The sequence below is a fragment of the Halomicrobium mukohataei DSM 12286 genome, assembly GCF_000023965.1.
GTDB classification, from domain to species: domain Archaea; phylum Halobacteriota; class Halobacteria; order Halobacteriales; family Haloarculaceae; genus Halomicrobium; species Halomicrobium mukohataei.
In genome coordinates this window covers 2,299,072-2,325,432 of the sequence record NC_013202.1, presented here as the reverse complement: position 1 = coordinate 2,325,432, position 26,361 = coordinate 2,299,072, and the positions used below count along the sequence as shown (strand labels likewise).

33 protein-coding genes are annotated in these 26,361 nt (G+C 66.3%); 12 read left to right on the top strand and 21 right to left on the bottom strand.

What is annotated here, in order from left to right:
• Positions 1–109: 109 nt before the first annotated feature.
• On the bottom strand, positions 110–2,539 hold the full coding sequence (locus tag HMUK_RS11700; protein WP_015763376.1) for a methyl-accepting chemotaxis protein: 2,430 nt from the start codon (positions 2,537–2,539) through the stop codon (positions 110–112).
• A complete protein-coding gene (locus HMUK_RS11695; RefSeq protein ID WP_015763375.1) occupies positions 2,536–3,768 on the bottom strand; it encodes an ABC transporter substrate-binding protein in 1,233 nt (410 codons plus the stop codon). The genes HMUK_RS11700 and HMUK_RS11695 overlap by 4 nt, the downstream gene beginning before the upstream one ends.
• A gap of 212 nt (positions 3,769–3,980) precedes the next feature.
• On the opposite strand from HMUK_RS11695, the gene HMUK_RS11690 reads away from it, so the two are divergent.
• Positions 3,981–4,244 carry a hypothetical protein gene (locus tag HMUK_RS11690; RefSeq protein WP_015763374.1) on the top strand — a complete coding sequence of 88 codons (264 nt, stop codon included), beginning with the start codon at positions 3,981–3,983 and terminating at the stop codon, positions 4,242–4,244.
• Here HMUK_RS11690 and HMUK_RS17625 read toward each other — a convergent pair.
• From HMUK_RS17625 to HMUK_RS11675, 4 genes are all read right to left on the bottom strand, one after another.
• Positions 4,241–4,396 carry a DUF7837 family putative zinc-binding protein gene (locus HMUK_RS17625; RefSeq protein ID WP_015763373.1) on the bottom strand — a complete coding sequence of 52 codons (156 nt, stop codon included), beginning with the start codon at positions 4,394–4,396 and terminating at the stop codon, positions 4,241–4,243. The genes HMUK_RS11690 and HMUK_RS17625 overlap by 4 nt on opposite strands.
• Positions 4,397–4,465: 69 nt before the next feature.
• Positions 4,466–5,215: a metallophosphoesterase gene (locus HMUK_RS11685; protein WP_015763372.1), complete on the bottom strand. Its 750-nt coding sequence runs from the start codon at positions 5,213–5,215 to the stop codon at positions 4,466–4,468.
• Positions 5,215–6,777: an RPA family protein gene (locus HMUK_RS11680; protein ID WP_015763371.1), complete on the bottom strand. Its 1,563-nt coding sequence runs from the start codon at positions 6,775–6,777 to the stop codon at positions 5,215–5,217. The genes HMUK_RS11685 and HMUK_RS11680 overlap by 1 nt, the downstream gene beginning before the upstream one ends.
• The gene (locus HMUK_RS11675) at positions 6,774–8,045 is read right to left on the bottom strand and encodes a Single-stranded DNA binding protein (RefSeq protein WP_015763370.1); all 1,272 of its coding nucleotides are present in this window, start codon (positions 8,043–8,045) and stop codon (positions 6,774–6,776) included. The genes HMUK_RS11680 and HMUK_RS11675 overlap by 4 nt, the downstream gene beginning before the upstream one ends.
• Before the next feature lie 254 nt (positions 8,046–8,299).
• On the opposite strand from HMUK_RS11675, the gene HMUK_RS11670 reads away from it, so the two are divergent.
• Positions 8,300–8,773 carry a hypothetical protein gene (locus HMUK_RS11670; RefSeq protein WP_015763369.1) on the top strand — a complete coding sequence of 158 codons (474 nt, stop codon included), beginning with the start codon at positions 8,300–8,302 and terminating at the stop codon, positions 8,771–8,773.
• Between the two features lie 32 nt (positions 8,774–8,805).
• Positions 8,806–9,477 (top strand): 2,5-diamino-6-(ribosylamino)-4(3H)-pyrimidinone 5'-phosphate reductase, encoded by a 672-nt coding sequence (locus HMUK_RS11665; protein WP_015763368.1) that lies wholly within the window; start codon positions 8,806–8,808, stop codon positions 9,475–9,477.
• Positions 9,478–9,546: 69 nt separating this feature from the next.
• Here the strand turns inward: HMUK_RS11665 and HMUK_RS11660 are convergent, their stop codons facing one another.
• Both HMUK_RS11660 and HMUK_RS11655 read right to left on the bottom strand, forming a co-directional pair.
• Complete coding sequence (locus tag HMUK_RS11660; protein ID WP_015763367.1) at positions 9,547–9,831, bottom strand: DUF7545 family protein; 285 nt, start codon at positions 9,829–9,831, stop codon at positions 9,547–9,549.
• 78 nt (positions 9,832–9,909) lie between these two features.
• Positions 9,910–10,956, bottom strand: coding sequence for an NAD(P)/FAD-dependent oxidoreductase (locus HMUK_RS11655; RefSeq protein WP_015763366.1), 1,047 nt, complete (start codon positions 10,954–10,956; stop codon positions 9,910–9,912).
• A 101-nt stretch (positions 10,957–11,057) separates the two neighbouring features.
• Between HMUK_RS11655 and HMUK_RS11650 the strand changes: the two genes are divergently transcribed.
• The 3 genes from HMUK_RS11650 (at position 11,058) to HMUK_RS11640 (ending at position 12,781) form a co-directional block, all read left to right on the top strand.
• Positions 11,058–11,342: a DUF357 domain-containing protein gene (locus HMUK_RS11650; protein WP_015763365.1), complete on the top strand. Its 285-nt coding sequence runs from the start codon at positions 11,058–11,060 to the stop codon at positions 11,340–11,342.
• A gap of 205 nt (positions 11,343–11,547) precedes the next feature.
• Positions 11,548–12,522: a transcription initiation factor IIB gene (locus tag HMUK_RS11645; protein ID WP_015763364.1), complete on the top strand. Its 975-nt coding sequence runs from the start codon at positions 11,548–11,550 to the stop codon at positions 12,520–12,522.
• A 79-nt stretch (positions 12,523–12,601) separates the two neighbouring features.
• Positions 12,602–12,781, top strand: a complete 180-nt coding sequence (locus HMUK_RS11640) for a DUF7836 family putative zinc-binding protein (protein ID WP_015763363.1) — start codon at positions 12,602–12,604, stop codon at positions 12,779–12,781.
• On the opposite strand, the gene HMUK_RS11635 is transcribed toward HMUK_RS11640, so the two are convergent.
• Positions 12,782–13,186, bottom strand: coding sequence for a translation initiation factor IF-2 subunit beta (locus HMUK_RS11635; RefSeq protein WP_049940828.1), 405 nt, complete (start codon positions 13,184–13,186; stop codon positions 12,782–12,784). It lies immediately after the preceding gene.
• 216 nt (positions 13,187–13,402) lie between these two features.
• On the opposite strand from HMUK_RS11635, the gene HMUK_RS11630 reads away from it, so the two are divergent.
• Positions 13,403–13,639, top strand: coding sequence for a UPF0058 family protein (locus HMUK_RS11630; RefSeq protein ID WP_015763361.1), 237 nt, complete (start codon positions 13,403–13,405; stop codon positions 13,637–13,639).
• A gap of 77 nt (positions 13,640–13,716) precedes the next feature.
• Here the strand turns inward: HMUK_RS11630 and HMUK_RS11625 are convergent, their stop codons facing one another.
• A complete protein-coding gene (locus HMUK_RS11625) occupies positions 13,717–14,202 on the bottom strand; it encodes a DUF555 domain-containing protein (RefSeq protein WP_015763360.1) in 486 nt (161 codons plus the stop codon).
• A gap of 87 nt (positions 14,203–14,289) precedes the next feature.
• Between HMUK_RS11625 and HMUK_RS11620 the strand changes: the two genes are divergently transcribed.
• The 3 genes from HMUK_RS11620 to HMUK_RS11610 all read left to right on the top strand — a co-directional run bounded on the left by HMUK_RS11620 (position 14,290) and on the right by HMUK_RS11610 (position 17,029).
• On the top strand, positions 14,290–15,198 hold the full coding sequence (locus HMUK_RS11620; protein WP_015763359.1) for a DNA-3-methyladenine glycosylase family protein: 909 nt from the start codon (positions 14,290–14,292) through the stop codon (positions 15,196–15,198).
• Between the two features lie 36 nt (positions 15,199–15,234).
• Positions 15,235–15,513, top strand: a complete 279-nt coding sequence (locus HMUK_RS11615) for an acylphosphatase (RefSeq protein ID WP_015763358.1) — start codon at positions 15,235–15,237, stop codon at positions 15,511–15,513.
• Positions 15,514–15,592: 79 nt separating this feature from the next.
• Positions 15,593–17,029 (top strand): bifunctional ADP-dependent NAD(P)H-hydrate dehydratase/NAD(P)H-hydrate epimerase, encoded by a 1,437-nt coding sequence (locus HMUK_RS11610; protein WP_015763357.1) that lies wholly within the window; start codon positions 15,593–15,595, stop codon positions 17,027–17,029.
• 10 nt (positions 17,030–17,039) lie between these two features.
• On the opposite strand, the gene hflX is transcribed toward HMUK_RS11610, so the two are convergent.
• Complete coding sequence (gene hflX / locus HMUK_RS11605; protein WP_015763356.1) at positions 17,040–18,350, bottom strand: GTPase HflX; 1,311 nt, start codon at positions 18,348–18,350, stop codon at positions 17,040–17,042.
• A gap of 203 nt (positions 18,351–18,553) precedes the next feature.
• Here hflX and HMUK_RS11600 point away from each other — a divergent pair, with 203 nt between their 5' ends.
• Positions 18,554–18,901, top strand: a complete 348-nt coding sequence (locus HMUK_RS11600) for an FUN14 domain-containing protein (protein ID WP_015763355.1) — start codon at positions 18,554–18,556, stop codon at positions 18,899–18,901.
• 124 nt (positions 18,902–19,025) lie between these two features.
• On the opposite strand, the gene HMUK_RS11595 is transcribed toward HMUK_RS11600, so the two are convergent.
• The 8 genes from HMUK_RS11595 to HMUK_RS11560 all read right to left on the bottom strand — a co-directional run bounded on the left by HMUK_RS11595 (position 19,026) and on the right by HMUK_RS11560 (position 23,666).
• On the bottom strand, positions 19,026–19,751 hold the full coding sequence (locus tag HMUK_RS11595; RefSeq protein ID WP_015763354.1) for a ribosome assembly factor SBDS: 726 nt from the start codon (positions 19,749–19,751) through the stop codon (positions 19,026–19,028).
• 76 nt (positions 19,752–19,827) lie between these two features.
• A complete protein-coding gene (gene psmA, locus HMUK_RS11590; protein ID WP_015763353.1) occupies positions 19,828–20,580 on the bottom strand; it encodes an archaeal proteasome endopeptidase complex subunit alpha in 753 nt (250 codons plus the stop codon).
• A 2-nt stretch (positions 20,581–20,582) separates the two neighbouring features.
• The gene (locus HMUK_RS11585) at positions 20,583–21,062 is read right to left on the bottom strand and encodes an Rpp14/Pop5 family protein (protein ID WP_015763352.1); all 480 of its coding nucleotides are present in this window, start codon (positions 21,060–21,062) and stop codon (positions 20,583–20,585) included.
• Between the two features lie 3 nt (positions 21,063–21,065).
• On the bottom strand, positions 21,066–21,698 hold the full coding sequence (locus HMUK_RS11580) for a class I SAM-dependent methyltransferase (protein WP_015763351.1): 633 nt from the start codon (positions 21,696–21,698) through the stop codon (positions 21,066–21,068).
• Between the two features lie 65 nt (positions 21,699–21,763).
• Positions 21,764–22,186 (bottom strand): hypothetical protein, encoded by a 423-nt coding sequence (locus HMUK_RS11575; protein WP_126967101.1) that lies wholly within the window; start codon positions 22,184–22,186, stop codon positions 21,764–21,766.
• A 173-nt stretch (positions 22,187–22,359) separates the two neighbouring features.
• Positions 22,360–23,052 carry an RNase P subunit p30 family protein gene (locus HMUK_RS11570; RefSeq protein WP_015763349.1) on the bottom strand — a complete coding sequence of 231 codons (693 nt, stop codon included), beginning with the start codon at positions 23,050–23,052 and terminating at the stop codon, positions 22,360–22,362.
• Positions 23,052–23,477: an RNA-binding protein gene (locus tag HMUK_RS11565; RefSeq protein ID WP_015763348.1), complete on the bottom strand. Its 426-nt coding sequence runs from the start codon at positions 23,475–23,477 to the stop codon at positions 23,052–23,054. The genes HMUK_RS11570 and HMUK_RS11565 overlap by 1 nt, the downstream gene beginning before the upstream one ends.
• 6 nt (positions 23,478–23,483) lie before the next feature.
• Positions 23,484–23,666 carry a hypothetical protein gene (locus HMUK_RS11560; protein WP_015763347.1) on the bottom strand — a complete coding sequence of 61 codons (183 nt, stop codon included), beginning with the start codon at positions 23,664–23,666 and terminating at the stop codon, positions 23,484–23,486.
• Positions 23,667–23,913: 247 nt separating this feature from the next.
• On the opposite strand from HMUK_RS11560, the gene HMUK_RS11555 reads away from it, so the two are divergent.
• On the top strand, positions 23,914–24,483 hold the full coding sequence (locus tag HMUK_RS11555; RefSeq protein WP_049940827.1) for an NUDIX hydrolase: 570 nt from the start codon (positions 23,914–23,916) through the stop codon (positions 24,481–24,483).
• Positions 24,484–24,537: 54 nt separating this feature from the next.
• Here the strand turns inward: HMUK_RS11555 and HMUK_RS11550 are convergent, their stop codons facing one another.
• Positions 24,538–25,377 (bottom strand): hypothetical protein, encoded by an 840-nt coding sequence (locus HMUK_RS11550; RefSeq protein ID WP_015763345.1) that lies wholly within the window; start codon positions 25,375–25,377, stop codon positions 24,538–24,540.
• Positions 25,378–25,650: 273 nt separating this feature from the next.
• Entirely contained in the window at positions 25,651–26,337 is a 687-nt protein-coding gene (locus tag HMUK_RS11545; protein ID WP_015763344.1) for a protein sorting system archaetidylserine synthase, read from the bottom strand.
• Positions 26,338–26,361: the final 24 nt, after the last annotated feature.

The window sequence follows — 26,361 nt, the reverse complement described above, 5'->3', positions numbered from 1 at the left end:
GCAACGGCCCCGAGTCGGACGGGGACCGCTCATACTGCCGGCTGTACGTCTGTGAAGAATGTCGCGACCCCGTATCGCGAATCTCTTGAAACAGTTACAGCCGGCAGTATCAGTCGTCCGACGCGGCCGACACTTCGCCGGTGGTGTTTCGGGCGTCGGTGTCGAACTGGTTGACCAGTTCCTTCAGGTCACTCGCCTGGCTCGACAGCGACTGGATGCTGCTCGTGACTTCGGAGATCGACGCGGCCTGTTCCTCGGCCGACGCGGCGACGTTCTCCGACTGCGAGGACGTCTCTTCGCTGATCGAGCCGACCTCCTCGGCCATCGAGACGACCTCCTCCATGGAGGCCGCCTGTTCGTCGGTCGCGTCACTGATCGCCTGAATCCCGGAGTTGGCGTCCTCGACCTGCGTGACGATCTCCGAGAGGGCTTCCGTGGCGTTTTCGACGGTCTCCTTGCCGTTGTCGACGCGGTCGCCCATCTCGCGGATGTCGTCGACGGTGTTGTCCGTCCGGGACTGGATGTTCTCGATCAGCGACGCGATGTCGTTGGTCGCGTCCTGGGTCTCCTCCGCCAGCGCCTTGATCTCGCGGGCCACGACGGCGAACCCTTCGCCGGCCTCGCCGGCTCTGTTGGCTTCGATAGAGGCGTTCAGCGCCAGCATGTTCGTCTGGTCGGCGATGTCGTCGATCAGCGTGACGACCTCGCCGATCCGCTCCATCTCCGAGGCGAGAGACTCGACTTGCTCGACGGCCTCTGTCGCCGTCTCGTCGATCGCTTCGATCTCGTCTGCGGCCAGCTGCCCGTATTCGCGCCCCTCAGAACCGGTTTCGGCGGCGCGCTGGGACTTCGAGGCGACCTCGTCGGTCGAGGACGTGATCTCTTCGACGGTCGCCGAGAGGTCCGTCATCTCGCCGCTGACCTGCTGGATGTGCTCGTTCTGCCGGTCTGCGCCCTCCGCGATCTGCTGGACGGATCGACTGACCTGTTCGCTCGCGGACTTGACCTCCTGTGCGCTCGCGGAGATCGACTCCGTCGAGGAGTCGACGGTCCCGGCGAACTCCTCGATGCGGACGACGGTCCGTTCGAGCTCCGAGACCATCTCGTTGAAGCTCTCTGCGATGTCGACCATCGCGTCGTAGTCGCTGTCGGTGTCCATCCGCTGAGTGAGGTCGCCGGCCGCGGCACTGTCCATCACGTCGCTGAACTGTTCCGCCTTCGCTTCGAGGGCGGTCGCCATCGACTCGGCCTCTGCCTGTGCGGACTCCGCCTCGTCTTTGGCCTCCTCGATGTTGGCGATCAGTTCCTGGATGTCGACGCTCATCTTCTCCAGTGCCGCACCGAACTCGCCGGGGATCTCCTCGTCGAGCGCGGGGTCGTCGAACCGCTTCTCGGAGATCGCGTCCGCCTGGTCGGCGGCGGTCGTCAGGTACGCCTGCATCGCGGCGAAGGCGTCGTACAGCTGCCCCATCTCGTCGATGCGGTCGGTCTCGGGGATCGTACTGTTGATCTCACCCGCAGCGATGTCCTCCGCGCTCTCGGCTACGTGGGCGAGCGAACGGGCAGTTCCCCGGCCGATCGTCGCTCCGACGACGAACAGCGCGCCGACCGCAAGCGCCAGGAGGAGGCCGATGTTCTCGGAGACCGCCGACTGGAGCGCGAACGCGCGGTCGGTCGGGACGTGGTAGAGCAACGCCCACTCCGTGCCGGTGATCGGCGTGTACGCCATGACGTACTGTCCCTCGTCCATGCCGGTCCGGGCCGAGACCTGTCTGTATCCGGTCTCGCCGCCGAGGGCCGCCTCGACGGCCGTCTCGGTCGAGCCGTCGGCCGCCTCGTACTGTTCGAGGAGCGAGCCTTTCCGGTTGTCCAGAATGATTCGACCGTCCTGGCTGACGACCTTCACGTCGCCGGTCGCGAACGGCGACGTGAACTCGTGGGATCGCGCTTCGAGCGACGCGGTGAGTACCACGACCCCGTCGTCTCCGGGGATCTGCTGGACGAACGCGATGACCGAATCGCTCCCGCTCTCGTAGGGCTGGGAGGTCGAGGTCGGACCCGAGGTGACGACTGCGCCGCTACTGTCTGTCCAGGGTGCCTCGACTGCGGCGAGCGACGTGCCCTGGAGGTCGTCGTCGGTACTCGCGACGACGGATCCGTCAGCAGTATCGACGTAGTGAAGCGCTCGAACGTCGCCTGGCAGTCCGATGAGCTTCTGTTCGAGCCAGCGCTGGTTGTCGGCGGCGGTTTCGTCGGCTCGGTCCGCCAGCGAATCTGCGAGGAACGACGTTGTCGACTGTTTAGTTGACGCCCACTCCGAGGTCGACGACGCCTGTGACTCCGCGACGCCGACGATTTGCTCTTCGGTCTGGGACTCGACGAGCGACTCGGTTTCGAGGATGACGAGTCCGCCCCCGGCCGCGAGGACGAGGACGACACCCAACAGCAACACGCCGAACTTCGCGGCGTAGCGTCGCCTGACAACGTCGGGAAGCGATCGCTCGACCGCAGCGAGGAACCGTTTGGTGCCCAGGCTCATCGTTCCCCCTCCGATTCGAAGAAGCCACGCTGGAGCAACTCCAGGGACTCGGCGACGCCGCCGTCGATCCGCTGGATGAGATAGGAACTCAGCGGTTCGAGATTCTCGGTCAGGTCGACGCCGCCCGACGCGCCCTGATAGTTCAGCTCGCGTCCCGCGTCCGTCAACGAGCGCACTTTGTCGAAGTCACCGACGGAGACCGTGTGTCCCGTGCCGCCCGAAACCGACCGGATCGTGTCCGCGATCGCTGGGCCGGTCGTCTCGCCGGCCTGCTGTGCGGCGGCGGCCATCAGGAACATCGCGTCGTAGCCGTTCGCGGCGAAGGCTTCGAGCGCGTCGATGTCGGACAGTCGGCGAACCAGATCGAAGTACCCGTCCGCTCGCGACGACGACAGCGACGCGCTGTAGAATCCGTCGTAGTACGAGGGCACGTCCCCGCCGAACATACCGGCGGAGAACACCCACGGAACGTCTTCGTCTCGCTGGCTGTACGCGTCGAGGATGCCCCCTTCCTGTCCGGAGACGCTCGTAAACGCCACCGCGTCCGGATCGTTCTCGAAGACGGTGTCGAGCGTCCCGTCGAACGAATCGGCCGCGGAGTCGTAGCGCACGTCGGCGACGATTTCGGCGTCGAGCAGCGACCGCTGTGCCTCCGCGAGCCCGGCCCCGAACGAGTTGTCGATGCTCAACAGCGCGACGGAGTCGGCACCGATGTACAGCGAGTCGTCCACGACTTTCGCCATCGCCGCCGCCTGAAGCCCGTCGCTGGGAACGGTCCGCCCGAAGAACTTCCGGTCGTCGACCCGCCCGGCCGTCGTCAGTTGCGGTGCCGTACTGGCCGGACTGACCTCCATGATCTCGTCGTCGGCGACTTCCTGTGAGAGCGCGATCGACACGTCACTGACGAGTCCGCCGACGAATCCGATACCGCCGCTCTCGGCGAACTCGCGGTATCCCTCGACCGCGGTCTCGACGGTCGCCTCGCTGTCGATCGCCGTCAGTTCGACCCGTTGTCCGTTGATGCCACCTGCCGCGTTGATGTCTCGCACTGCCTGCTCGGTCGCCCGCTTGCCGTGTGTCCCCACCTGTTCGAGGGGTCCACTGAGAGGATACACGGCCCCGAACGAGACAGTCTGGTCACTGCCGCTGAGAGTACCCAAGCAACCCGAAGAGAGCCCAACCGCCGCGGTACCGACGGCCGTTTTAAGTACGTTACGTCTAGTACGCATGGTCCAAAAGAATCCATTTTTCCCATAAAGGTGTTCCCCAGACATTATCAACGGTGAGATACTGGTGAACGGATGGGTGAATATATGCGGAATTCTTCCAGAAATTTATACGGCGGCTACCTATCTCAAAGCCGTCGGGGACACAGTAATCGCTTCCGACCGCTCGCGCTGTGGGACGCCAGCCATTTGTTCGCGCTCGCACGAACTACGGTATGAACGCTCGCGTCCTCTATCTCGTCTCGTTGACGGCGTTCGGCGTCGTCTCGGTCGTCGACACCGCACTCGCCGCGTCCACCGGTCTCACGACGATCGACTGGATCACCGGTGGCGTCGGCGCGCTGGTCCTGCTCACCGCTCTGGCGGGGTTCTCGAACCCCGAGGAGTCCGGCGCGCCGACCGAGAGCGGGCCGCTGCTGTGGGTCGTCGTGGTCGGTGCGTCGCTGTTCGTCCTCACGACGATCGCGACGTGGCTCTAGATCGGGTGGACCACTTCTCGACAACCCGGACACTCGGCGTAGGACTCTCGCCCGGCGTCGGTCTCGTACTCGATGATGACCAACCCGAGCGGGATCTCGGTCTCGCAGTCCGGACAGCGCCCCAGCGTGTGGTCAGACGATACCGCGCTCATGGTTGACAGCCCGGCGCTACCCCCGTTGTTATACGCCCACTACCGACCGGTATGGTCCGACTACGGCCCTCAAATCGATCGGTACCGACCGAGACGCGTTCCGTCGAGGAGGTAGGCCTCTCCGTCGGCCAGTCCCGCCGGGAGGAACGGAGAGAGAAACTCCTGACCAGCGACGTTGACCCACGTGCCCCCGGAGCGGTCGTTGAACGCCGGGCACACGACGAGGTCGGCGTCGATACCCAGTGCGCCGTCGGACTGGCTCTCGAACGGCGCGGGGTCGACACGCCCGCGGAGCCACGCGCGCTCGACCCGCCGGCCGCCGACCTCGTCTTCGAGACGGACGACCGGGTGTTCGTGGCCGACACAGATCACGTCGGCCCCGAGCACTGCCCGACTGGGCCAGGTGTGGCCGTGTGCGAATCCGACCGAACCGATCCTGACGCCGTCGCTGGGTGTGACCGTCACCGGCGTCGCCGCGTCCGCACACAGCTCGTCGATCCCGCCGTCGTGGTTCCCGCGAACGACGGTCACCGGGACCTCGACCGCGTCGAGGAGCGCCGTCACCTCCTCGCGTTCGGCCCCTGCCGGGTCGCCGATCGAATGAGCGAGATCGCCGAGGACGACCAGTCGATCGGGAGCGGTTTCGGCGAGCAGATCGAGGAGTCGGGCCCGCCGCACGTCGGCGTCGCTCGCCAGTTCGACGCCCTCGCGTCGCAACCCTCGCTCGATACCGGCGTGGTAGTCCGCGACGACGAGACAGCGCTCCTCGCCGGTGGTCGCGACCGCTGCGGGGCTGTCTGGAACCGGTTCGACGCCCATCAGATCGGTTTCAACAGGCCGTCGTCGGGCTCGTAGCAGCGCCCGCCCATCAGCGCGTCCTGGATGGCGTCCTCGACGGCGTTGGGATCGCCGCCGGTCCGGTCGACGACGGCGTCGACGATCGCCGTCCGGGCTGCGCCGTCCCCGTCGTCCAGATCGTCCATCACGTCCATCACCGCGTCTTCGAGGTCCACGTCGGCCGCGTCGTCCTCGCCCCCGTCTGGCGAGTCGGCGCTTCGGGCGGCCCCGACTTCGCCCTCGCTCGGATCGGCGGCGGACGACGGCTCCGCGTCTGCTGCCGTGGCGCTCTCGGCGTCGACCGCCTCCGGATCGGGCGTGTCGATGTCGGCCGCGCCGGGCTCGTCGACCTCGGTCCCGCTCTGGAACTCCGTGCCGTACTCGGACTCGATCTCCTCGCGTTCGCTCTCGTCGAGTTCGAACTCGGGGTCGAACTCCCCGAGATCGTCGTCCACCGAGTCCGCCTCCGCCGTCGCAGACGAATCGGCGGCCGTCCCGAGGTCTGACGCTGACTCGTCGGTGGGCTCGTCGCCCGTCGTCGTGTCGATCTCGTCCGGCGACGCTTCTGCCGTCTCGTCCGGCGAGCCGGCTCCGGACGGTTCTTCCTCGGCCACGTCGTCGACGCTCTCGGTCGTCTCGTCCGCGGACTCGTCGTCGATCGAGGGGGCGTCCGAACCGCTCGACTGCTGGCCCGTCGTCGCTTCCGCGGTTCCCGCACGCTGGTCGTCGGCCGTCTCGTCCGGTCGGTCTGTTTCGACCGATTCCTCGGCGACCGTTCCGGCCGCTTCGTCGTCGGTCGACACCTCGATCGGTCGCTCGACGAGCCCCGCGAGTTGGTCGTCGCTGCCCTGTCCCGGTCGGACGGTCAGTGGCTCGACCTCGTCTCGCTGGCCGGCGACGACGCGGGCGGCGTCGGTCGCGAGGTCCCGCACTGCCGCGAGGTAGTCGCCGGTCGTTCCGTAGCGTTCCAGTGCGATCGGAATGCCAGCGGCCACTCCCTCGTCGACGCCGTGGTCGACGAGCGCCGCCCGCAGGTCCTCGCCGGTCAGGCCAGCGTGTTTGCCCTCCGCGGCGCGTGCCACGCGGTCGATCGTCTGCTCTGCCGTCTGGACGACCCAGCGGTCCCGCGTCGCCGCGTCGACCTCGCTGATCGACTCGGGCCGGACGGAGGTGTACACCTGATCGCTGTCGTCGGGCTGGTAGGTCCGAGCCTTGCCCGTGACCGCCACGAACGTCGGCGGATCGGCACTCTCCAGGAAGGCAAGCGCCTCGGGCTGGTACTGGCCGGCGTAGACGACGAAGGGACCCGAGGGGTCGACGACGCGGGCCCGGAGGTAGTCCTCGCTGACCGTCTCGACCTCCGTCAGCACGCCCACCAGAAACACTCTGTTCACGCGTGCGCCCGTCGGCGTGACGACGTAGTTCGGCGCACGCTCCTCGTCGCTCTCGGAGTACGAGAAGTCCGCGTCGTCGAACTCGGCGGCAAAGAGGCGATAGGCGACCTCGCGCCGGCCCGCGCCGCCCTGATCCTCGTCGGTGCTCATGGCTCGACCTCCGCGAGCAGCGTCCGAGCACGTTCTGCCGGGTCGTCGTCGCTCGCCTCGAAGCTGGTCGCGTCGAGGTTCGCACCGTACTCGTCGACCGACAGCGAGCCGCGGACGACGTACTCCAGGCCGACGATGCGGTCGGCGATCCGCTCGGCGACGACCTCCTTGTCCATCGCGTCGCGAGCGTGCTCGGTCGCGTCCGCGAGGTCACCGCCGTACACGTCGGCGGTCAGTTCGTCGTCGAGCACGACCGTCACGGTGCCGCTGCCGTCGTCGAGGATCGCCTTCGTCCGCAGATCGTCGACGGCGTCGACCGTCCCGTGGCTCCGGCACTGCCCGTTCTGGACGACGCGGCCACACTCCGGACACCGCTCGATCAGGCCCGAGCCGTCCCGGACTTCGATGATGTTGCCGGTCAGCTCGACGTCGAAGAGTCCCCCGGAGTCGACGGCCTCGCGAATCGGCATCCGCTGTGCGTTCTCGGTCGCCGAGACCGTGCGGTCCAGCGGCGTCACCGCCGAGAACTCCGAGACGTTGATCGACGGGGCACCCCGGAACTCCCGGACGAACACGTCTTCGATGCGGATCGACGCGCCGGCTTCGATCTCGGCGTGTGGGTCCCAGTCGGTAAACGGGAGCCGGGTGCTCTCGTCACCGAAGACGCCGCTGAGGATGTCGGTCTCGCCGTTGCGGCCGTCGATCGTCTTCTCCTCGACCTCCAGGACCTGCACCTCGACGTTGATCCCGCGGTCGCCCGGCGCGAGCGTTGCGAGTTCGGCGTCACCGCCGATCTCGTAGGGAACGTCCAGCGGGTCGTCGGATCGCTCGATGCTCGTGCTCTCGCCGAGGTTCAGCTCGGGTCGCCCGTCCCACTCGCGGACACCCGCGTTGCCCGCGGTGATCGTGTCGCCGGCAGCCAGTCCGAAGTCCTCCCAGGCCGTGTACGAGATCGTCCCGGTCTCGTCGGCGAGTTCGCCCTCGAAGATCACCTGTTCGTCGCCCTGGTACTGGATCGACCGCTGGCCGACCGTCAGCACTCGGGCCGTGACGGTGACGTTCGAATCGCTCGCCGAGATCTCGGCGATGTCTTTGCTCGATGGCGTCGTCCCGCCCTCGCCGCCGTCCCCGTACTTGCGTCTGAGGCTCTGCTTTGCCTCGTCCATCGGGACGGAGTAGTTCACGAGATTCGCCAGATCCTCTTTGACCTCCTCTTTGTCGACACCGAGGTCGGAGGCGAGTTCCTCGGCATGCTCGTCGAGTGTCATCGGGCCGTGGTTCGGCGGCGGCGATGAAAAGCGTTCGGTGGTACGCCGACCCGAGACCGACCAGAGGCGAACTCCGACAGACAGACGTGGTGATACACGGCCAGCACATTTTTATTCGAGATAACGGTACTCTACGCGTATGCCACAGTGCGGGGTCACACTGCCGGCCGTCCGTCTGTTACGAATCGCGAGACTGGTCGAGTTGCGTTCGCTCGGTGACAGACGCGAACTGCACCACCAGCGGGGTGGATGACATGGGCGGCGCATTCGGCAAGAAGCCCTCGGACGCACACGTCGTCTGGACGAACAGAGACGGCGAGGGAGAGGGCAAGAAGAAGTTCGACTTCGAGTATCTGGAGCTGTGGGCCGCGCACTTCGGCGTCGACTACGAGACCCGAACGCGGGTCGACCACGAGCGATCGGACCAGCCACGCGGGCAACACGTCGTGATCTTCGAGTGGGAAGCGCTCGAAGCGGAGACGATGGAGTTGGGGGACACGGAGTGGACGATGGGTCGCCAGCGAACGCCGCGTACCTTTATCGAAATCGATAGCCACGGCGAGGGCCGGATCAAGAGCTGGTCGTCCGAGATCGTCGTCGACGTTCGCGAACTCTGGCTCGACGGGCCGGCGGTCAGACTCCGGACGAGTGCCCACGGCAAGAAAGCCATCGACGCCCGGAAGCTACTGGCCGACGGCAAGCGCGAGTCGGAACGTAGCGTTTCGTAACCGGTTTTTGCGCCAGTTCCTTCCAGACGACCATGCACGTGGTCGTCAACGCCGCCATGAGCGCCGACGGGAAGCTGTCGACGCGCCGCCGCGAACAGATCGAGATCTCGGGAACGCGGGACTTCGACCGGGTCGACGAGTTGCGCGCCGAGAGCGACGCGGTCATGGTCGGGGTCGGGACGGTGCTGGCCGACGATCCGTCACTCACACTCGACGACCCCGAGCGCCAGCGGGCCCGCGAGGACCGTGGCGAGCCCGCAAATCCCGCGCGAGTCGTCGCCGACTCACAGGTCAGGACTCCGCCGGACGCCCGCGTCCTCGACGAGGCGGCACTCACCTACCTGCTGGTCAGCCAGGCGGCACTGACGGACTTCGTCACGCAGATGGAGGACGTGGGCGCGACGGTCATCGTAGCCGGCGAGGACCGCGTCGATCTGGTCACCGCACTCGCCAAGCTGGAGGGAGACGGCATCGACCAGCTGATGGTCGAGGGCGGGGGCGAGCTGATCTTCTCGCTGTTCGAGGAGGGATTGGTCGACGAACTGTCGGTGTTCGTCGGCTCGACGGTGATCGGCGGACGGGACGCCCCGACGCTGGCAGACGGCGAAGGGTTCGTCGAGGAGTTTCCGGCGCTCTCGCTCGACGGCGTCGAACGGGTAGACGACGGCGTCCTCCTCTCGTGGACGGTCACAGACGCGGCGTGAGCGTGTCGATGGACCGCTATCGTACAGCCGACAGTACGGGAGCCGTCGGCTCGCAAAAAGAGATCGTAGTTAGTGATCGTGGCCGGTCAGCTCGGAGAAGGTCGCGCCGAAGCGCTCTTCGAACAGTTCCATCGCGGTCTCGTTGACGGACTCGATCTCGGCGTCGGGTTCGCCCTGTGCGTGGTGGACGGCACCGTGGATCCGCTGGGCCATGCCGAACATCGCGATGTCGCCGACGACTTCCGGGTCGGACTCTTCGCCTTCTCGGAGCATGTCCACGAGCGCGGTCGGGACGGTCAGTTCGTCGCGTTCTTCGCCGGCTTCGAGTGTCACGGTGACAGTGTCGTCTGTCATGACTGTGCGTTGGCCACCGCTACGTAAAGGGACTGCGGGTCGGCGAGCACGGCACGAGGCGGTCGGTATCCGGTTCGCTTAGTCGTCTGCCTGCGGCGCGGTCTCGGCGGCCTGGGACGATTCTGGGAGCGATTCGAGGTACTCGTCGGCGTCGAGAGCGGCCTTACAGCCCATCCCCGCGGCGGTGACGGCCTGCTGGTAGTGGTGATCGACCACGTCGCCGGCACCGAACAGCCCCTCGACGGCGGTGGCGGTCTCGCCGTCGCCGACGCCGCTCTCGGTCTGGAGGTACCCGGCGTCGTCCAGTTCGACGCCGGTGTCTTCGAGGTAGCCGGTGTTGGGCGTGTGACCGATCGCGAGGAAGACCGCGCCCACGTCGAAGTCGAACTGCTCGGTCTCGGGGTCGTCGAGCGCCTCAGAGGGGTATCCTTCGTCGTTGCGGGCCAGCGTGACGTGGTCGACGCCGTCTTCGGCCGAGCCGTGGATCTCCAGCAGCTCGGTGTTTCGCATGATCTCGATGTCGCCGTCCTCGACCTGTTCCTGAACGCGATCGATCCAGTAGTCCTCGGCGCGGAACTCCTCGCGGCGGTGGGCGAGATAGACGGTGTCGGCGAACTTCGTCAGGAAGGTCGCTTCCTCCATGGCGGCGTCGCCGCCGCCGACCACCAGCATGTCCTCGTCGCGGAAGAACGCCCCGTCACAGGTCGCACACGTCGAGACGCCGTAGCCCATCAGTTCGTCCTCGCCGGGGACGCCGAGCGTGCGCGCGCTCGCCCCGGAGGCGGCGATAACGGCGTCGGCGGTGTAGGCGTCGCCGTTAGCGAGTTCGACGCGGAACGGGCGATCGCTCGCGTCGACGTTCTCGACGATTCCGTGATCGAGTTCGGCACCGAACTGCTGGGCCTGCTCTTTCATGTCGTTGACCAGGTCGGGGCCGCTGATCCCCTCCGGGAAGCCCGGGTAGTTCGCCACGTCCGTGGTGAGGGTGAGCTGTCCGCCGGGTTCGTCCCCCTCGAAGACGAGGGGATCGTTGTTCGAGCGGGCGGCGTAGATGGCGGCGGTGAGCCCCGCGATACCAGTCCCAGCGATGATGAGTCTCCGGTGTTCGACGACGTCGTCAGTCATTACTTACCCTACTTCGTGGCGGGCTTTGTAGGTTGCGCTGTCGTGTCCGGTCCGCGTCCATCGGGCGAAACCGCTTAGCCACTCGACGGTCTGTACCGGGTATGGCTGCGGAGCTATGGGAGAAGACCGATCGATACGAGGGACTGCTCGCGGACGCCGTCGCGGCGGCCGAGATCGCGCCACCGGAGGGGACGCCGATGCACGACGCGGCCGTCGAGTGTGCGGAGATGGCGGCGTCGTATCTCGAAGACGGCCGACATTTCCGGGCGGACGACGACCCGGTCAACGCGCTGGCGTCGTTCTCCTACGGCCACGCGTGGCTCGACGCCGGGGCACGAATCGGGCTGTTCGACGTGCCGACCGAGGGCCACCTCTTTACTGTCTAGACGGTCACTACCGGTTACCACCGCGGGAGAGCGACCGTCTCGCGTCGATGTTCCACACACCCACGACAACTGACAGCACGGCGCAGTCCTGCGAATCCTACTTTCCGCTACCAAAAGGTTTATATACTTTTCTAACTAACTACTTGTTAAGAAGGTCGCAACCTGTTCTTTAAGGTTTGTGCCCTCAGCAATCGAGGCATCCACTATGAGCGAGATACACACCCGAACCAACAGCGGCGAACAGCAGACCAGCACAGAGATCGAGACGGAGGAGGAAAGCGTCGACGAGAGTCTCTGCCCAGAGTGTGGCGGCCACACACAGCTCGACGCGGAACACGGCGAGACGGTGTGTGAAGAGTGCGGACTGGTCGTCGAGGAAGACGAGATCGACCACGGGCCCGAGTGGCGCGCGTTCGACGCCAGCGAGAGAGACAGCAAGTCCCGCGTCGGTGCGCCGACGACCAAGATGATGCACGACAAGGGGCTGTCGACCAACATCGGCTGGCAGGACAAGGACGCCTACGGCAACTCCCTGTCCAGCTCCCAGCGCCAGAAGATGCAGCGTCTGCGCACCTGGAACGAGCGGTTCCGGACACGCGACTCCAAGGAGCGCAACCTCAAGCAGGCGCTTGGCGAGATCGACCGCATGGCCTCGGCGCTCGGACTCCCCAAGAACGTCCGCGAGACCGCCAGCGTCATCTATCGCCGCGCGCTCGACGAGGACCTGCTGCCCGGCCGCTCCATCGAGGGCGTCGCCACCTCGGCGCTGTACGCCGCCGCGCGTCAGGCGAACAACCCCCGGTCACTCGACGAGATGACCCACGTCTCACGCGTCGAACGGATGGAACTCACCCGGACCTACCGCTACATCATCCGGGAGCTGGGCCTGGAAGTCGCCCCGGCAAAGCCCGAGAGCTACGTCCCGCGCTTTTGCAGCGAGCTGTCGCTGTCGGACGAGACCGAGCGACGCGCACGCGAACTGATCGAAGCCGCTCGCGACGGTGGCATTCTCAGCGGGAAGTCGCCGGTCGGAATCGCGGCCGCGGCCGTGTACGCCGCTGCACTGCTGACCAACGAAAAGGTCACCCAGAGCGAGGTCAGCGGCGTCGCGGACATCTCCGAGGTCACGATCCGCAACCGCTACAAGGAACTGCTCGACGTCGACGGCCTCCCGGCGTAACTCCTCGCTCGTCGCGTCGGATGCGCTCGCTGCTGGAACACGAACCTTTTTCGGCGTTCATTGCGTGTTATTCACAACCATGGAGGAGGCCTACGTGCGACTGCTCTGTCCCGAGTGCAAGAAAGACTGGGAGTCGACGCCGACCGCGCTCCCGAAACACGACGCCACGTACCACTGTCCGAACTGTCACGCCAGTCGGCGACTCGCGGAGTACACCAGAACCGACAGAGACCTGGAGACGCTGAAGGGACTACAGTAGCTACGGTCCGGCCGGCGACTGCGCGCCGCAGGCTTCGCATCGCAGCACCGTCGCGCCCTGCTCGTCCTTGAGCTTCGTGTCGGGGAGCCCACACTCCGGACACAGTACGTAGGCGTCGGCGTAGGCGTCGAGCGCGTCGGCGATGCGTCGCTCCCGGAACTCTCCAGTGAGCCTGGCCCGGCCGCTCTCGTCGATGTGGCCGCTCGTCCCGACCTCGTTCTGGAGGAACTGCATCACGTGTTCGTCCGCTCGCGAGAGTCGATCACAGACCGACTGGAAGTTCTCGAACACCGTCGCGTTCCCCTCCTGGCGAAGGTCCGGGTCGGGGACCTCGAACCGTTCGCCGTCGCCCTCGATCTCCGGCGACTCCTCGATCGCCTGGTCGAGCATCTCGTCGTAGTCCATATCCTCACCCAACACAGCGGCGACCAAAAATCTTTCACGCTCCGCCTGAACAGAGCGTAGACAGTGACTACGCCGCGGCCAAGAGGCAGTAGACACCGCATTCGTTTCGACGAGAGCGGAGTACAATCCGTCTACTTCGGGACCGTAATTCAGGGGTGTGTGTTAACTACACTCAGAGTAGTACTATAACCCTTCGGTTTCTAGGTGTGGGTGACTATGAAGAAGCAGGAACTCATCCATCTCCACGGCCTGCTTGCACAGGTACAGAACCACTACGAACAAGAGACAGGGGACACAGTAGAACACGACAAGTACGTCGATCTCGGTGTCCAGCCGACCTCGATTCACAAGTCGAAGACGGATCACAAGGCCGCTGTATTTGCCCTCGCGAAGGGTATTACGTCCGAGATGAACGCCGAAGAAAAAGAACCTGTTTCTGCTGCTGCCGACTGAACTCCACTCTCAGTCACCCGTCGTCGATATCTACAGCAATCGACGGACAGTGCTCTGTCGCGTGAGAAACGCCGACGTTATTCGTTCATTAACTCGTCGAACTCTGGTAACACGTCGTCCGAATCCGACTCCGTTTCCGCGTCCACCTCGTCAGTGTCGGACGCGGCACCGTCGGCCTCGTCGTCGGTCGAGTCCGCTGGCTCCTCGGCGTCGGAGTCGTCTGTCTCCTCGATCGTTTCGATCTGTAGTACCTCCAGCGGGATGTTCTCGAGGCGTTGCCCGATCTCCTTGCGAGCGATCCGGGCGGCGTGTTCGTCGCGCTCGACGTTGAAGACGGTCATCTCCAGTTCGAGCGCGACCAGGCTCTCGTCGGCAGCGATGAAGGCGGGTTCGAGTTCGTCGCCACAGTGAGGACACTGGCGTTCACCCATGTTGATCTCGACGTAGTTGAGGTCCGGATTGAGCATCTCGCCGGTCTTCGAGATCGCGATCCGGACCGCCTCGTCGGGAGTTTCCACGTCGTAGACGGGCACAGCGGCCTCGACGACAACTCGACAATCCATACATGTCGATTCGACTGCCAGTATTAAGAAGGTTAGCCCGTCACGCTCTCGAAAACTAGAAACCGCCCAAGCCCCGACGACGAGTCGATGCAACGGGGCCAGATAGCGACCGCGAGCCTGCCGGGTGGCGTCGACCTCCAGTCGACCGTCGAGAGCGGCCAGTCGTACCTCTGGGACCGCTCTGACGGTCGGATGTACGATCAGGACGGCGCACACGGCGGCTCGGCGTGGTACTGGACGACCGTCAGGGTCGACGGTCGAGCCCACGTGATCAGGGTTCGACAGCGAGACGGCCACCTCGAATGGGAGAGCGACATCGACGCGACGCCGCACCTCCGGCGACTGCTCCGACTGGACGACGACCTCGAAGCGATCCGTGCGACGGCACCCGACGACGCCGTCGTTCAGGACGCGTACGACGAGTACTGGGGGATGCGTCTCGTCCGCGATCCGCCGTTCGGCTCGCTGATCTCCTTTATCTGCTCGGCACAGATGCGCGTGGGCCGCATCCACGGGATGCAACAGGCGCTGCGCGAGACGTACGGCGATCCGGTCACGTTCGACGGCGAGACCTACCACGCGTACCCGACGCCCGAACAGCTGGCAGCGACGACGGAGGCGGCGCTGCGAGACCTCGGGCTGGGCTACCGCGCGCCGTACGTCCTGCGGACCGCGACGATGGTCGCCGAGGGGAAAGCGGACCCGCACGCGGCCCGCGAGATGGTCTACGAGGAGGCTCGCGACCACCTCACCCAGTTCGTCGGCGTCGGAGACAAGGTCGCCGACTGCGTGTTACTGTTCTCGCTCGACTTCCTCCAGGCGGTCCCGCTGGACACCTGGATCAAGACGACCATCGAGGAGTACTTCCCGACCGCCGATCGGGGCAACTACGCAGACACCTCGCGGGCGATCCGTGAGGCGCTGGGCGGCGAGTACGCCGGCTACGCGCAGACGTACGTCTTCCATTTCCTCCGCAGCGGCGGCGAGCCGGCGTGAACACGCTCTTGGGTCTCGGCGTCATCACGTTCGACCATGTCCGATCGCACGCGCGCACACGTGTTCGTCAGCGGCAAGGTACAGGGCGTCTTCTACCGCGCCACCACCCGCGAGACCGCGGGCGAGACGGGCGTCGACGGCTGGGTGAAGAACCTCTCGGACGGCCGCGTCGAGGCGGTCTTCGAGGGCCCCGCGTCGGCCGTCGAGTCGATGGTCGAGTGGTGTCACGAGGGCAGTCCCAGAGCCCGCGTCGACGGCGTCGAGGTCGAGTACGAGGAGCCGGCGGGGATCGAGGGCTTCGAGATCCGGCGGTAGCGGATCGTCGAGTCCGCGACAGTGTCCGACGGCGACGGCGTCCCCTACCGTTAGGATGGTCGCGCGCCAAGGCCCAGCCATGATTACCGGTTCGGAGATGGCAGTCGTCGACGAGAACGCGGCCGCGCTGGGTGTCCCCCGCAAACAGCTCATGGAGTCTTCGGGGAACGCGGTGGCTCGGGCGGTCGAACGGATCGCAGACCAGGGGGCGTCGGTACGGATCGTCGCCGGCCGCGGGAACAACGGCGGCGACGCGTTCGTCGCGGCCCGGTTTCTCGACGCCTACGACCTGAGCGTCTCACTGCTGGGGCGACCCGAGACGATCACGACGGAGATCGCACGCCAGAACTGGACGGCGCTCGAACAGTCCGACTACGAGACCGAGCAGGTCAGGGACGCCAGCCAGTTCGCGCTCGACGACCCCGACGTGATCGTCGACGCGATGCTCGGCACGGGGATCAGCGGTCCGCTCCGCGAGCCGACGGCGACGGCGGCAGCACGGATAAACGACAGTGAGAGCACCGTCGTCTCCGTCGACGTGCCTTCGGGGATGGACGGCGACACCGGGGCGCTGGCAGCGGGTGCGGTCGAGGCCGACCGGGTCGTGACGTTCCACGATACGAAGCCCGGACTGGACGAGCTCGACGCGACCGTCACCGTCGCGGACATCGGCATCCCCGACACCGCCGAGTTGTTCGTCGAGCGGGGCGACCTGCGTCGGCTCGACCGCGATCCGACGAGCCACAAGGGCGACAACGGGGAGGTGCTCGTCGTCGGCGGCGGCCCGTACACGGGCGCACCGGCACTGGCGGCACAGGCGGCGCTGCGAGCCGGCGGGGACCTCGTCAGAGTCGCCTGTCCTCGCGCCGTCGCCGACGCGGTACAGGGCTACAGCGAGAACCTCATCGTCAGACCGCTGGACGGCGCGACGCTCGCGCCGTCACACGTCGACGAACTGATCGCCCTCGCAGACGCCAGCGACGCGGTCGTCCTCGGGCCGGGGCTCGGTGACGCGGAACCGACGCTCGACGCGGCCGCGGACTTCCTCGAACGGTACGACGGGCGCGCCGTCGTCGACGCCGACGCGCTGTCGGTCGTCTCGGAGGTCGAGACGACGGCGGACCTGATCTGTACGCCCCACCAGGGCGAGCTTCTGAAGATGGGCGGCGAGACGGCAGAGGCGTGGCGCGACCGCGCGGATCGCGTCGCCGACTTCGCCGCACAGATCGGACAGACGATGCTGGTCAAGGGTGCCTACGACATCGTCTCCGACGGGACGCGAACCCGCGTCAACCGCACCGGCAATCCCGGCATGACCGTCGGCGGCAGCGGCGACGTGCTCGCTGGGGTGGTCAGTGCGCTGGCCGCGACGTGTGGGGAACACGACGCCGCGGCGATCGGCGCGTACGTCACCGGCCGAGCCGGCGATCTCGTCGCCGACGAGCGGGGCAACGGACTCGTGGCGACGGACCTGGTCGCGGCGATCCCACGGGCGCTCTGGCAGGGCACAGAGTAGCGTTCGCGATCTAGGCCGACGCTTCGACGAGTTCGCCGGCCTTGGCGCGGGACCGCTCGACGACGGCCGATCGCCCCTCGAACTCGACGATCACCTGGTCGCCGTAGTCGACGTTGTCGACGTGTGCGTGGTCGTGGATCCAGGAGACGAGGCTCATCGTCTCGTCGGTCATCGGCAAGACGAGTCGCTCGCGCTCGTAGTCCGGCAGTTCGTCGTGGATCCTGTCGAGCAACGCGTCGACGTTTGCCCCCTCTTTCGCGCTGACGGCGATGGGGTTCGGAGCCAGCCCGGAGAGCGCAGCGCGTTTGCGCTCGATCTCCGCGTCGTCGACCGTGTCCGTCTTGTTGAGGACGGTGACGATCGGCGCTTCGTTGCGCTCGTACAGCGTGTCGTGGCTCGTGACCAGCTTCTCGCGGATCTCCTCGACGGGTTCGCTCACGTCGACGACGAGCAACACCAGGTCGGCGCGATAGACGGCGTCAAGCGTCGACTTGAACGACTCGACGAGCCAGTGGGGCAGATCCGAGATGAAACCGACGGTGTCGGTCACCAGCACGTCCCGCTGGTCCATGTCCGCACGGCGGGTCGTCGTCCCCAGAGTCGTGAACAGCCGGTCTTCGCTCTCGGCGGTCGGATCGAGGTCCGGGTGTAGCTCCTCGTTCTCGTCGACGTCGACGTCGTCGGCCACGCGGCGCAACAGCGTCGACTTGCCGGCGTTCGTGTAGCCCGCCAGCGCGACGAGGTCGAAACCGGACTCGCGGCGCTGCTGGCGTCGGTGTTGCTCGGTCTCCTCGATGGACGCCAGCTCGTCGCGTATCCGCGAGATCTGCTTTTTGATGTCCTCTTCGCGGCTCTCGTCGTACTCGCCCAGCCCCATGAACCCGGGCCGCTCGTCGCGCTTGGCGAGGCTGGCCTTCGCCTCGGCCCGGGGCAACTCGTAGCGCAGTTCGGCCAGTTCGACCTGGAGCTGTGCCTTGCGCGTCTGGGCGCGCTGGCCGAAGATCTCCAGGATGAGCCGGAAGCGGTCGACGACCTGGACGCCGTCGGGAAGCTCGTTGCCGATGTTGTACGTCTGGTAGGGTCCCAGCTCGTTGTCGAAGATCACCGCCGTCGCGCCCTCGCGGGCGACGACGTTCGCGAGACGCGCGACCTTCCCCTCTCCGAGGTGGTAGGCGGGGTCTTCCGTCCGTTTCTGTGTCACCTCGCCGACGGCCTCGTAGCCGGCGGCTCTCGCGAGGTCGGTGATCTCCTCGGTGTCTGCAGTACCCGAGTCGACGCGCTTGGCGATGACCGCTCGCTCCGCTGTGGTACTAGCCGTCACTCGTCGCTTCCTACGTCGCCCGATTATTTAGTCTGCGGGGTACTCACACGATCCGCCGTCGGCAGCGACGGGTATCGGCGACAGTCGACTGCACTGGCCGTTCTGAGCGTCGTCCGCGGTATCAGTAGCCACTGCTTACGTCGATTTCGCTGGTCGATCCGGAGGGCACAAGACCCTTAACGGATCACGGTGAGAGTACGGATATGATAGAGTTACCGTTGCAGCTAGAGCTTCCCGGCCTCCAGCAGGTCGGCCTCGAAGTCGGCGGCGGTGCCGTGATCGGGGGGGTCATCGGCTTCGCGGCCAAGAAGGTCGCGAAGCTCATCGCGATCCTCGTCGGTATCGAGCTGGCGCTGTTCAAGTTCCTGGAGACGCGTGGCATCCTCGAAGTGAACTGGAGCGCCATCAGCGGCACCGCGGGCAACGTCTCGTCGGCGGCCGGTGAGACGGCGGGCGCACAGCCTCCCGGATGGGTCATGAGCCTCCTCTCGGCTCTGCCGGTGAGCGCCGGATTCACCGGTGGCTTCCTCGTCGGCTTCCGGAAGGGATAGCGTCAGTACGAACCGTTCTCGTCGCAGCCGAACAATCGCGGTCCGACCCGACACGCGTCCGAGAGCGCGGGCGACTCGTCGACCGGGGTCGCTGTCGGTGCGACCACGGGGTCGCTCGCGTCGCTCAGCGGATCGAGATCTCGTCTTCGTCTTTGACGATCTGGGTCTCGGCCTCGCCGCTCGTGTGTTCGTTGACCACGTCGTAAAACTCGTTTTGCATCCCGGCGGGGAAGGTGATGACGCCGATCCAGGAGCCGTCTGCCTGCCACTCTTCGCGTTCGAGGTCGCCGAACTGCCGGATGCGAGACTGGGCGGCACCGGCGTAGTCCGCGGGGACCTGGACCGCGACGGTCACCTCGTCGAAGCGGATCGGGATCACGGGTCGGAGCGCGTCCAGCGCGTCGTCGACCTGATTGTCGACGGGCTCCATCGGATCGACCCTGAAGTCCGTCTCTTCGAGGGCCGACTCGATGCGGTCTGGCGGGTGCGGTGCGTCGTCCATCTGGGGGTTTACGGCGTTGCGTGTGATCTGCTGGATCAGCTGTCGGTGTTTCTGTTCTTGCATCTCGCGGCGCTGATCGGCCGTGATCTGGATCTCCCCCTGCTTGATCACCTCCGGGATGATCTCCAGTGGCTCCGTCGTGTCGAACACCTCCGTCAGGGAGTTCTCCGGCGGTCGGTCGCCGCGAGAGGCGTCCTCGAACACGTCCTCGGCGGCGATGACGTCTTCGAGTTCCCCGTCGAACTCGTCGCGTTTGATCGCCAGCGCGGCGTCGGGGTCGACGAGCACTTCGAACCGCTGGCCGTGGGATTCGAGTCTCGCCGTCACCGCTTCGTCAAGTGATATCATACCCGACGCTACTGGGGCCCGGTTCAAAGACCTTTCCACGACGGCATCGAAAACCGACTGCGGACGCGAGGGTGAGTTACTCTTCGAGGTCCTCGCCGTCCGCGAGGAGGTCTCGCTCGGCGAGGTGTGTCTCCGTCTCCTCGTCCGAGAGCGTGCGGAACTGTTCGGTCTCGGCGTCGACCGTCGCGAGACCGACCGCCTCCGGCGCGAGCGCGTCGTCGTTGACCGAGGCCAGTGTTTCGAGAGCGAGTCCGATCGCGCCGTCGAGGGCCAGCGTCTCCGAGTAGTGTTCTTCGAGGTAGGCCCGCGTGTCGGCCCTGTCGGCACCGACGGCGAGGGCCTTCCACTCGTAGGGTGTTCCGGAGGGATCGGTCTCGTACAGCCTGGGTTCGCCGTCGGCGACCCCGGCGATGATCAGCGCGACGCCGAACGGACGCGCGCCGCCGACCTGCGTGTATCGCTGGATGTGGTCGGTGATCTCTTTGGTCAGCGTCTCGACGCCGATCCGTTCCTCGTAGCGGAGTCGGTTGATCTGGGCCCGTCGCCGGGCGAGATCGATCAGTTGGCGGGCGTCTGCGACGTGGCCGGCGCTGGCGATCCCGATGTGGTCGTCGGCCTTGTGGATCTTCTCGACCGACGACCGCTCCATGAGCGGCGACCGGATCCGCTTGTCGACGGCGAGCACGACGCCACCGCTGGTCCTGACGCCGATGCTCGCGGTGCCGCGCTTGACTGCTTCGCGCGCGTACTCGACCTGGTAGAGTCGCCCGTCGGGCGAGAAGATGGTGCTGCCGCGGTCGTAGGCCTGCTGTTGGTTTTGTCCCTGCATAGTTACTGGAGATCGAGGTCGGTCGCGCCCGAAAATCCGTCGTCGGTGGCAACGTCGACACGGCCGTCACGGACGACTGCGGTCCGCTCGTCGCCGTCGAACGCGACCTGTCTCTGTTCGGACGGTTCCGATGCGCGTCGTATATATTTTTCCTCACACGCACGGACGGTGCCACTCGTGCCACGGACCCGGACGCCGACCGGGTCGTCGTCGATCGTCGACAGCGAGGCGATCACGGCACGTGCGCTGTCGGTCCGGTCGCGCCGCGTCCGGACGAGCGCGCTCCCCAGGCCGTCCTCGAACGCGAAGCGGAGCACGGTGAGATCGAGGTCGGCACTGCCGGCGTCGCCCACGAGGTTCTGGGCGGCGTACCACAGTTCCCGCTGGAGAGTCCTGCGGCCGAAGTCGGCGTCGGGCCAGCTCTCGATCTCGACCCCGAGGTAGCGCCACCGGGGCTGTAGGTGTTTGGGGAGGTGTTTCATCCGTCAGGACTGGTCGACGGCCTCGGCGTCGGGCACTCGCTCGCCGACGAGGACCCCCACCTGTCCGTGGACCATCTCGACGGCCGTCAGTGCGAAGCCGGCGTCGGTGAACGCGTCCGCGAGGACGCCGACGGTGGCCGGATCGTCGACCGACGGGTCGTAAAAGGGGATCGACGGGTCGGGCTCGTCGAAGAACATCACGTCACCGAGGACGAACCGGCGCGGTTCGAGCGCCGCGATGGCGTCGATCGCCTCGCGCTTTGCCTCGTCGTCGAGGTGGTGCATCGCGAAGTTCGAGGTGACGACGTCGACCTCGCGGTCGACCGAGGGCTCACGGAATCGTCCTTCGCCGAAGGAGACGTTGTCGATGCCACGCTCCGTGGCCTTCGTCCGCGCCTGTTCGAGCATGCCCTCGCTGATGTCGCGGCCGACGACTTCGGCTGCCGCGTCTGCCAGCGGGAGCGCGATCGCACCGGTTCCGGTGCCGAGGTCGAGCACCACGTCGTCGGCCGCCGGGGCGGCGTGACGAACGACGAGGTCGGCACACTCGCGGTACTCCTCGGAGTCCTGGCTCTCGTCGTAGTCGGCGGCGTGGTCGGAGAATCGGTCGGCGTGTTCGTCGATCGATCGTTTCATGGGCGTCGTTGGTCGGCAGGCCCAAATACACTGTCGAAATCCGGCCCCGCCGGACGCCCCGGCCGTCACCGGATCGTCGAGCCGACTTTGCTCGCGCTCGTGGACTCGTCGACCTGCGAGCGCTCCGCCTTCGAGATCGGATTCCGGAAGAGGAGGGACACGGCTGCCAGCGCCGACAGGGACGTGTGTACCACCGGGATCACCGACGGGTTCGACGGCGACGGGAACCCGAACAGGACGACGGCGACGAACGCGAGGAACCCGAGATAGCGTGCCCAGCGCTGGCCCGAAACGAACGCGCCCGTGGTCAACAACAGCAGGACGCCGACCGCCGTCCCGACCGGCACCGAGTCGGCCAGTACCATCGCTGTCGTCGTCTCGGCACCGCCCAGCAACGCCAGCATCGCACCGACGACGAACCCTGTACCCAGCACCGCTGCGACGCCCGCGAGGACGTACGCGTCGAACGACTTTACGGTCTCCCCCATGAGTGTTAGGAAAACAACCATACATCATAAATCCACCGCAACGGCCCTGTATCAATCCTCGTCGCCGTCCGAGAGCGGGAGGGCTGGCGGCGTGTCGATCTATTCAGTTGCTGTCGTACGACCCCGTTGGGACGGGCGGTCGCCGTCTACAGATCCCGACAACGCCCGGCGGATCACTCGTCGTCGAGCCAGACACCGGGTTCGACGAACGCGTCCGACTGCCGACGGCGGTTCCGCTCGGTCAGCTCGGCCCACTCTCTGAGTCCGGTCTCGATCTGGTCCGGCGAAAAGCCGATCGTCTCGCCCAGCGCGATCAGGTCCCGCGGCGCTCTGAGCTGGAGGTGACTGTGTGGGTCCCCGCTGACGACGTAGGGCACGTCGTAGTGTTCGACGAGTTCGCGCAGTTTCCGCAGCGACTGGATGCGACGGACCCGCGTCCCACCGGTCTCGTGGAGCACGTCCTGCAGCGAGAATTCGAGGCGAACGCCGTTGTCGGCGGCGGCCTTCGCCAGTACGTGGTTCACGTCGCCGTCGCCCCGCGTCGGATGGGCGAGGACGTCGACGGCGGGCTGCTCGACGGCGAAGCGATTGATCGCGACGGAATCTCCGTGGACCGCGACGATGGTCTTGGACGACCGGTGGTTCCCGACGAGGCCGCTGGCGCGGGACGGATCAGACGCCCGGACCTCGATTCCCTCGACGACGGCCACGTCGTACTCGTCGGCGATCTCTTCGGGGTCGAACGTCGCCGCGCAGTCGCCGTGGTTCCTGACGACGATCCCGTCGTAGCCGTACCGGCTGGCCGTCTGGGCCATCCTGGCGACCGTACTCTGCCCGTCCGGACGGGCGTGGACGGCCGCGTACATCACAGCTCCGAGAGGGCGTCCTGCGCGTTCTCGATGGCTGTCTCGCGTTTGGCGGGGTAGGCTTCGACCTTCGCGCGGAGCGTGATCCCGTCGCCTCGCTCGACGCTGTTCCCGAACGCCGCCTGTTTGTCGAAGGTGAGGAAGAACGAACAGTTGGCGTCGACGCGGTCGTCCAGCTCTTCGAGCACCGTTTCGAGGTCGTCGACCGCCGCGACCTGCGTGAGGACGTGGCGGATGTCGTCCGCGTTCTCGACCCGCGCCGAGAGGACGACGATTCGGTCGCCGTAGTGGCCCTCCGACTCGGCCCGCTCCAGTTCGGTCTCCTCGGGGAGATAGGTCTGTAGCGCCTCGGCGACCCGCTTTTCGTCTTCGGTCGCGTAGGCGAACGCTCGCAGGTCGACGTAGTGAAACGGGACCGACGACATCCCGGCCTACTCCTCGACCGCTTCGAGCGAGTCCTCGGGGATGCCCTGCTCCTGACCGTCCTCGAACGAGATCGTGTAGTTCGCGTCACCGAACATCGTCTCGACGACCTGCGTGATCGTCCCTTCCTCGCCGTCGTACTCGCTGTGCTTGTCGTGCAACACGACAGTGTCGTCTTCTTCGAATGCCATACCTCGCCGTAGTCGACCGGCCCGCAAAAAGGGACTGATTTTCCCTTCGCCCTCGAACACTTATGACAGTACCCGCTCTATTGGCGGGCATGATAGCGTTCGCCACTCGTCGTCGTTCGTGGCGCTCTCGGGCCACGGACCCGTTCCCGCGGTGCCCGCCGTCGACACTGCCGGCGGCCGACCGGACTCGGACACGTGGATCAGGACCGGAGAACGATTGTCGCAGCCGTCCCTGTCACAGATGGGTATGACGGCCGTCGACAACCTGTGGTACCTGGCAGACCAGGCCCGCCAGCAGGCCGAGCAGACCCGCCACCAGTTCGCCTCGAACTACGAGGACTACATCACCTTCTCGCGACACCGAAACGTCTCGCGACCGCGGTTCAAGACCGTCGCCGAACGGACCCGCGACAACGGACTGCCCTACGGGGTCCACACCGTCGTCACGAACGACGCCGGAGAGCTGTTGCTCGTCCGCCACGACGACGTAGATATGTGGGTGCTGCCGGGCGGGCAGGTCGACGGAACGGAGTCGTTCCGCGAGGCCGCCAGCCGCGAGCTACGCGAGGAGGCCGGCATCGAGGCGACCGACGAGGGGCTCGCGATTCTCGCACGCGCCGAGTTCCACTGTGAGGAGTACGACACCTGGGGCGTCCTCCCGATGTTCCAGGGTCGCGCACTGGAGACGGAGTTGACCGTCGACGACCCCGACGGCGAGATCTCCGACGCCGGGTGGTTCGACGAGTTGCCCGAGGACACGCGAGACCGAGCGCAGTTGCACGAGTGGCGTGAGACGCGCGTCTATAGTAACAATTGAAACGATTTACACACCGGTCGCACTGCAGTCGTGCGATCGGGTGTGCATTGATTTTCAATGGCTACTATAGCTGTCCGGACCGAACGACTTCCCGTCGCGCTCGTCGGCGTCGAGCCGCCGGAGCGTCGCCCGGGCGTTGCTCGCGTCGTAGCCAAAGAGCACGCTCTCTCCGTACTCGCTGGCGACCTCCGCCGCTTTCAGGAGGTTGTCGATCTCTACGTCGACGGCGTACAGTTCGAGACTGAACGGCGTCGAGAGCCGGTCGACGAACCCCTGGGCGAGGATTTCGAGCCAGTAGGTCGTCGTGTAGGCCATATCGTAGACGGGGACGACGAACTCGTCGACGTAGGCTTCGAGCGCCGCTACGTCGATCCCGGCCCGCCGCGAGAGGTGGCCGGGGTACGGATCGGGGTAGAGCGTGAGATACAGGTCGCCGGGGACGCGCTCGCGGGCGTCGGCGACGAACGACGTGATGACGCTGTCGCGCCACTCGGCCCACTCGTCGTACTCGCTCTCTGCGAAGCGGCGCTCACAGCGATCGCAGTGGCAGTACTCGTCGCGCGGAAAGCCAACGTCGTCCAGACGCAGGTCCTCGCTCTCGGCGGCGGCGTCCCCGATCAGCTCCAGCAGCCCCTCACGATACCGATCGTGGGTGGGACAGACGTACGACCAGTCGAAGTACGGGCGGTCGCGCGTCGCCTCGTTGCCCTCGTCGTCGATCGGCAGCAGCTCCGGTGACTCCTCGGCGGCGTTGTCGCCGAAACACGACACCATGTTCACGGCGTCGGCGACCGGCTCGGCCGCACGGCCGGTCACGTCTTTGACCTCGTAGAATCCGCGGTCGAACTCGGACCACGACAGTTCCTCCTCGTTCCTGGTGACGACGCCGTACATGTCCGCTGGTACGACCTGGACCGGGTAAGTGACTTCGGAAAAGGAACGCCCGCCGGTCGGAGCAGAGACCGGATGGGACGACGGTTGACGTGCGATTCGGACACCCGTCAGTTACTTCTTGACGAAGTAGACGAGGGCCAGGGCGACTGCTGCAACCAGAAGTACGGCTTTCTTCGACATCACTCGTCTGTTCGATGTCCGACGGTAAAATCTTTCCCCATCACTGCCTCGAATCGATCTCTCGGACGGCCCGACGCAGTGCGAACGACGGCGTCACTCCCCCCAGTAGTACCGGGGTGCGAGCGCGAGGTACGCCACGGCGGCGACCAGCAGGACGCGGGGGAACACCCGCTGGAACGCACCGGGATCGACGATCGCGCCCGCCTGGACGAGTCCCAGTACCAGCGCGTCCCGAGCGCGGAGCTTGGGGTAGCCCACCGGCGCGATCATGAGCGCCGAGAGGACGACCGTTCCGGCCAGCAACACCGGCACAGGTGCGACGCCAGCGAGATAGGCCGCCGCGAGAATCGTCGCGGCCAGCGTGTTCTGGATGCCCGGCCGCTGTTCGCCCTCGTCGACGTAGACCGTGTAGAACGCGGTTCGGACGACCGAGAAGACGACGAACGACGACGCGAGGACGACGAGCCCGATGCGCAACGGCGTGTCCGCCTCGCCCAGCGGGCCGTAGGCCTCGCGGGCGACGCCGTGGACGAACAGTGCCGGCGTCGCACCGAACGAGACCACGTCGGTGATCGAATCCAGCAGCGGCCCGACCTCCGTGTTCCCGGCGAAGCGGGCGACGATCCCGTCGAGCGCGTCGGCGATCGCGGCCAGCAGGATCAGTCGCGCCGCCAGCGCCGGATCGCTGTAGGCGACGACCGCGGCGGCGAACCCGATCACGGCGTTGACCAGCGTCACGGTGTCGGCGACCCCGAGTCGTCGTCGCACTGCGAGACCCATACCGGGACGTGTGCGAGGGGGTAC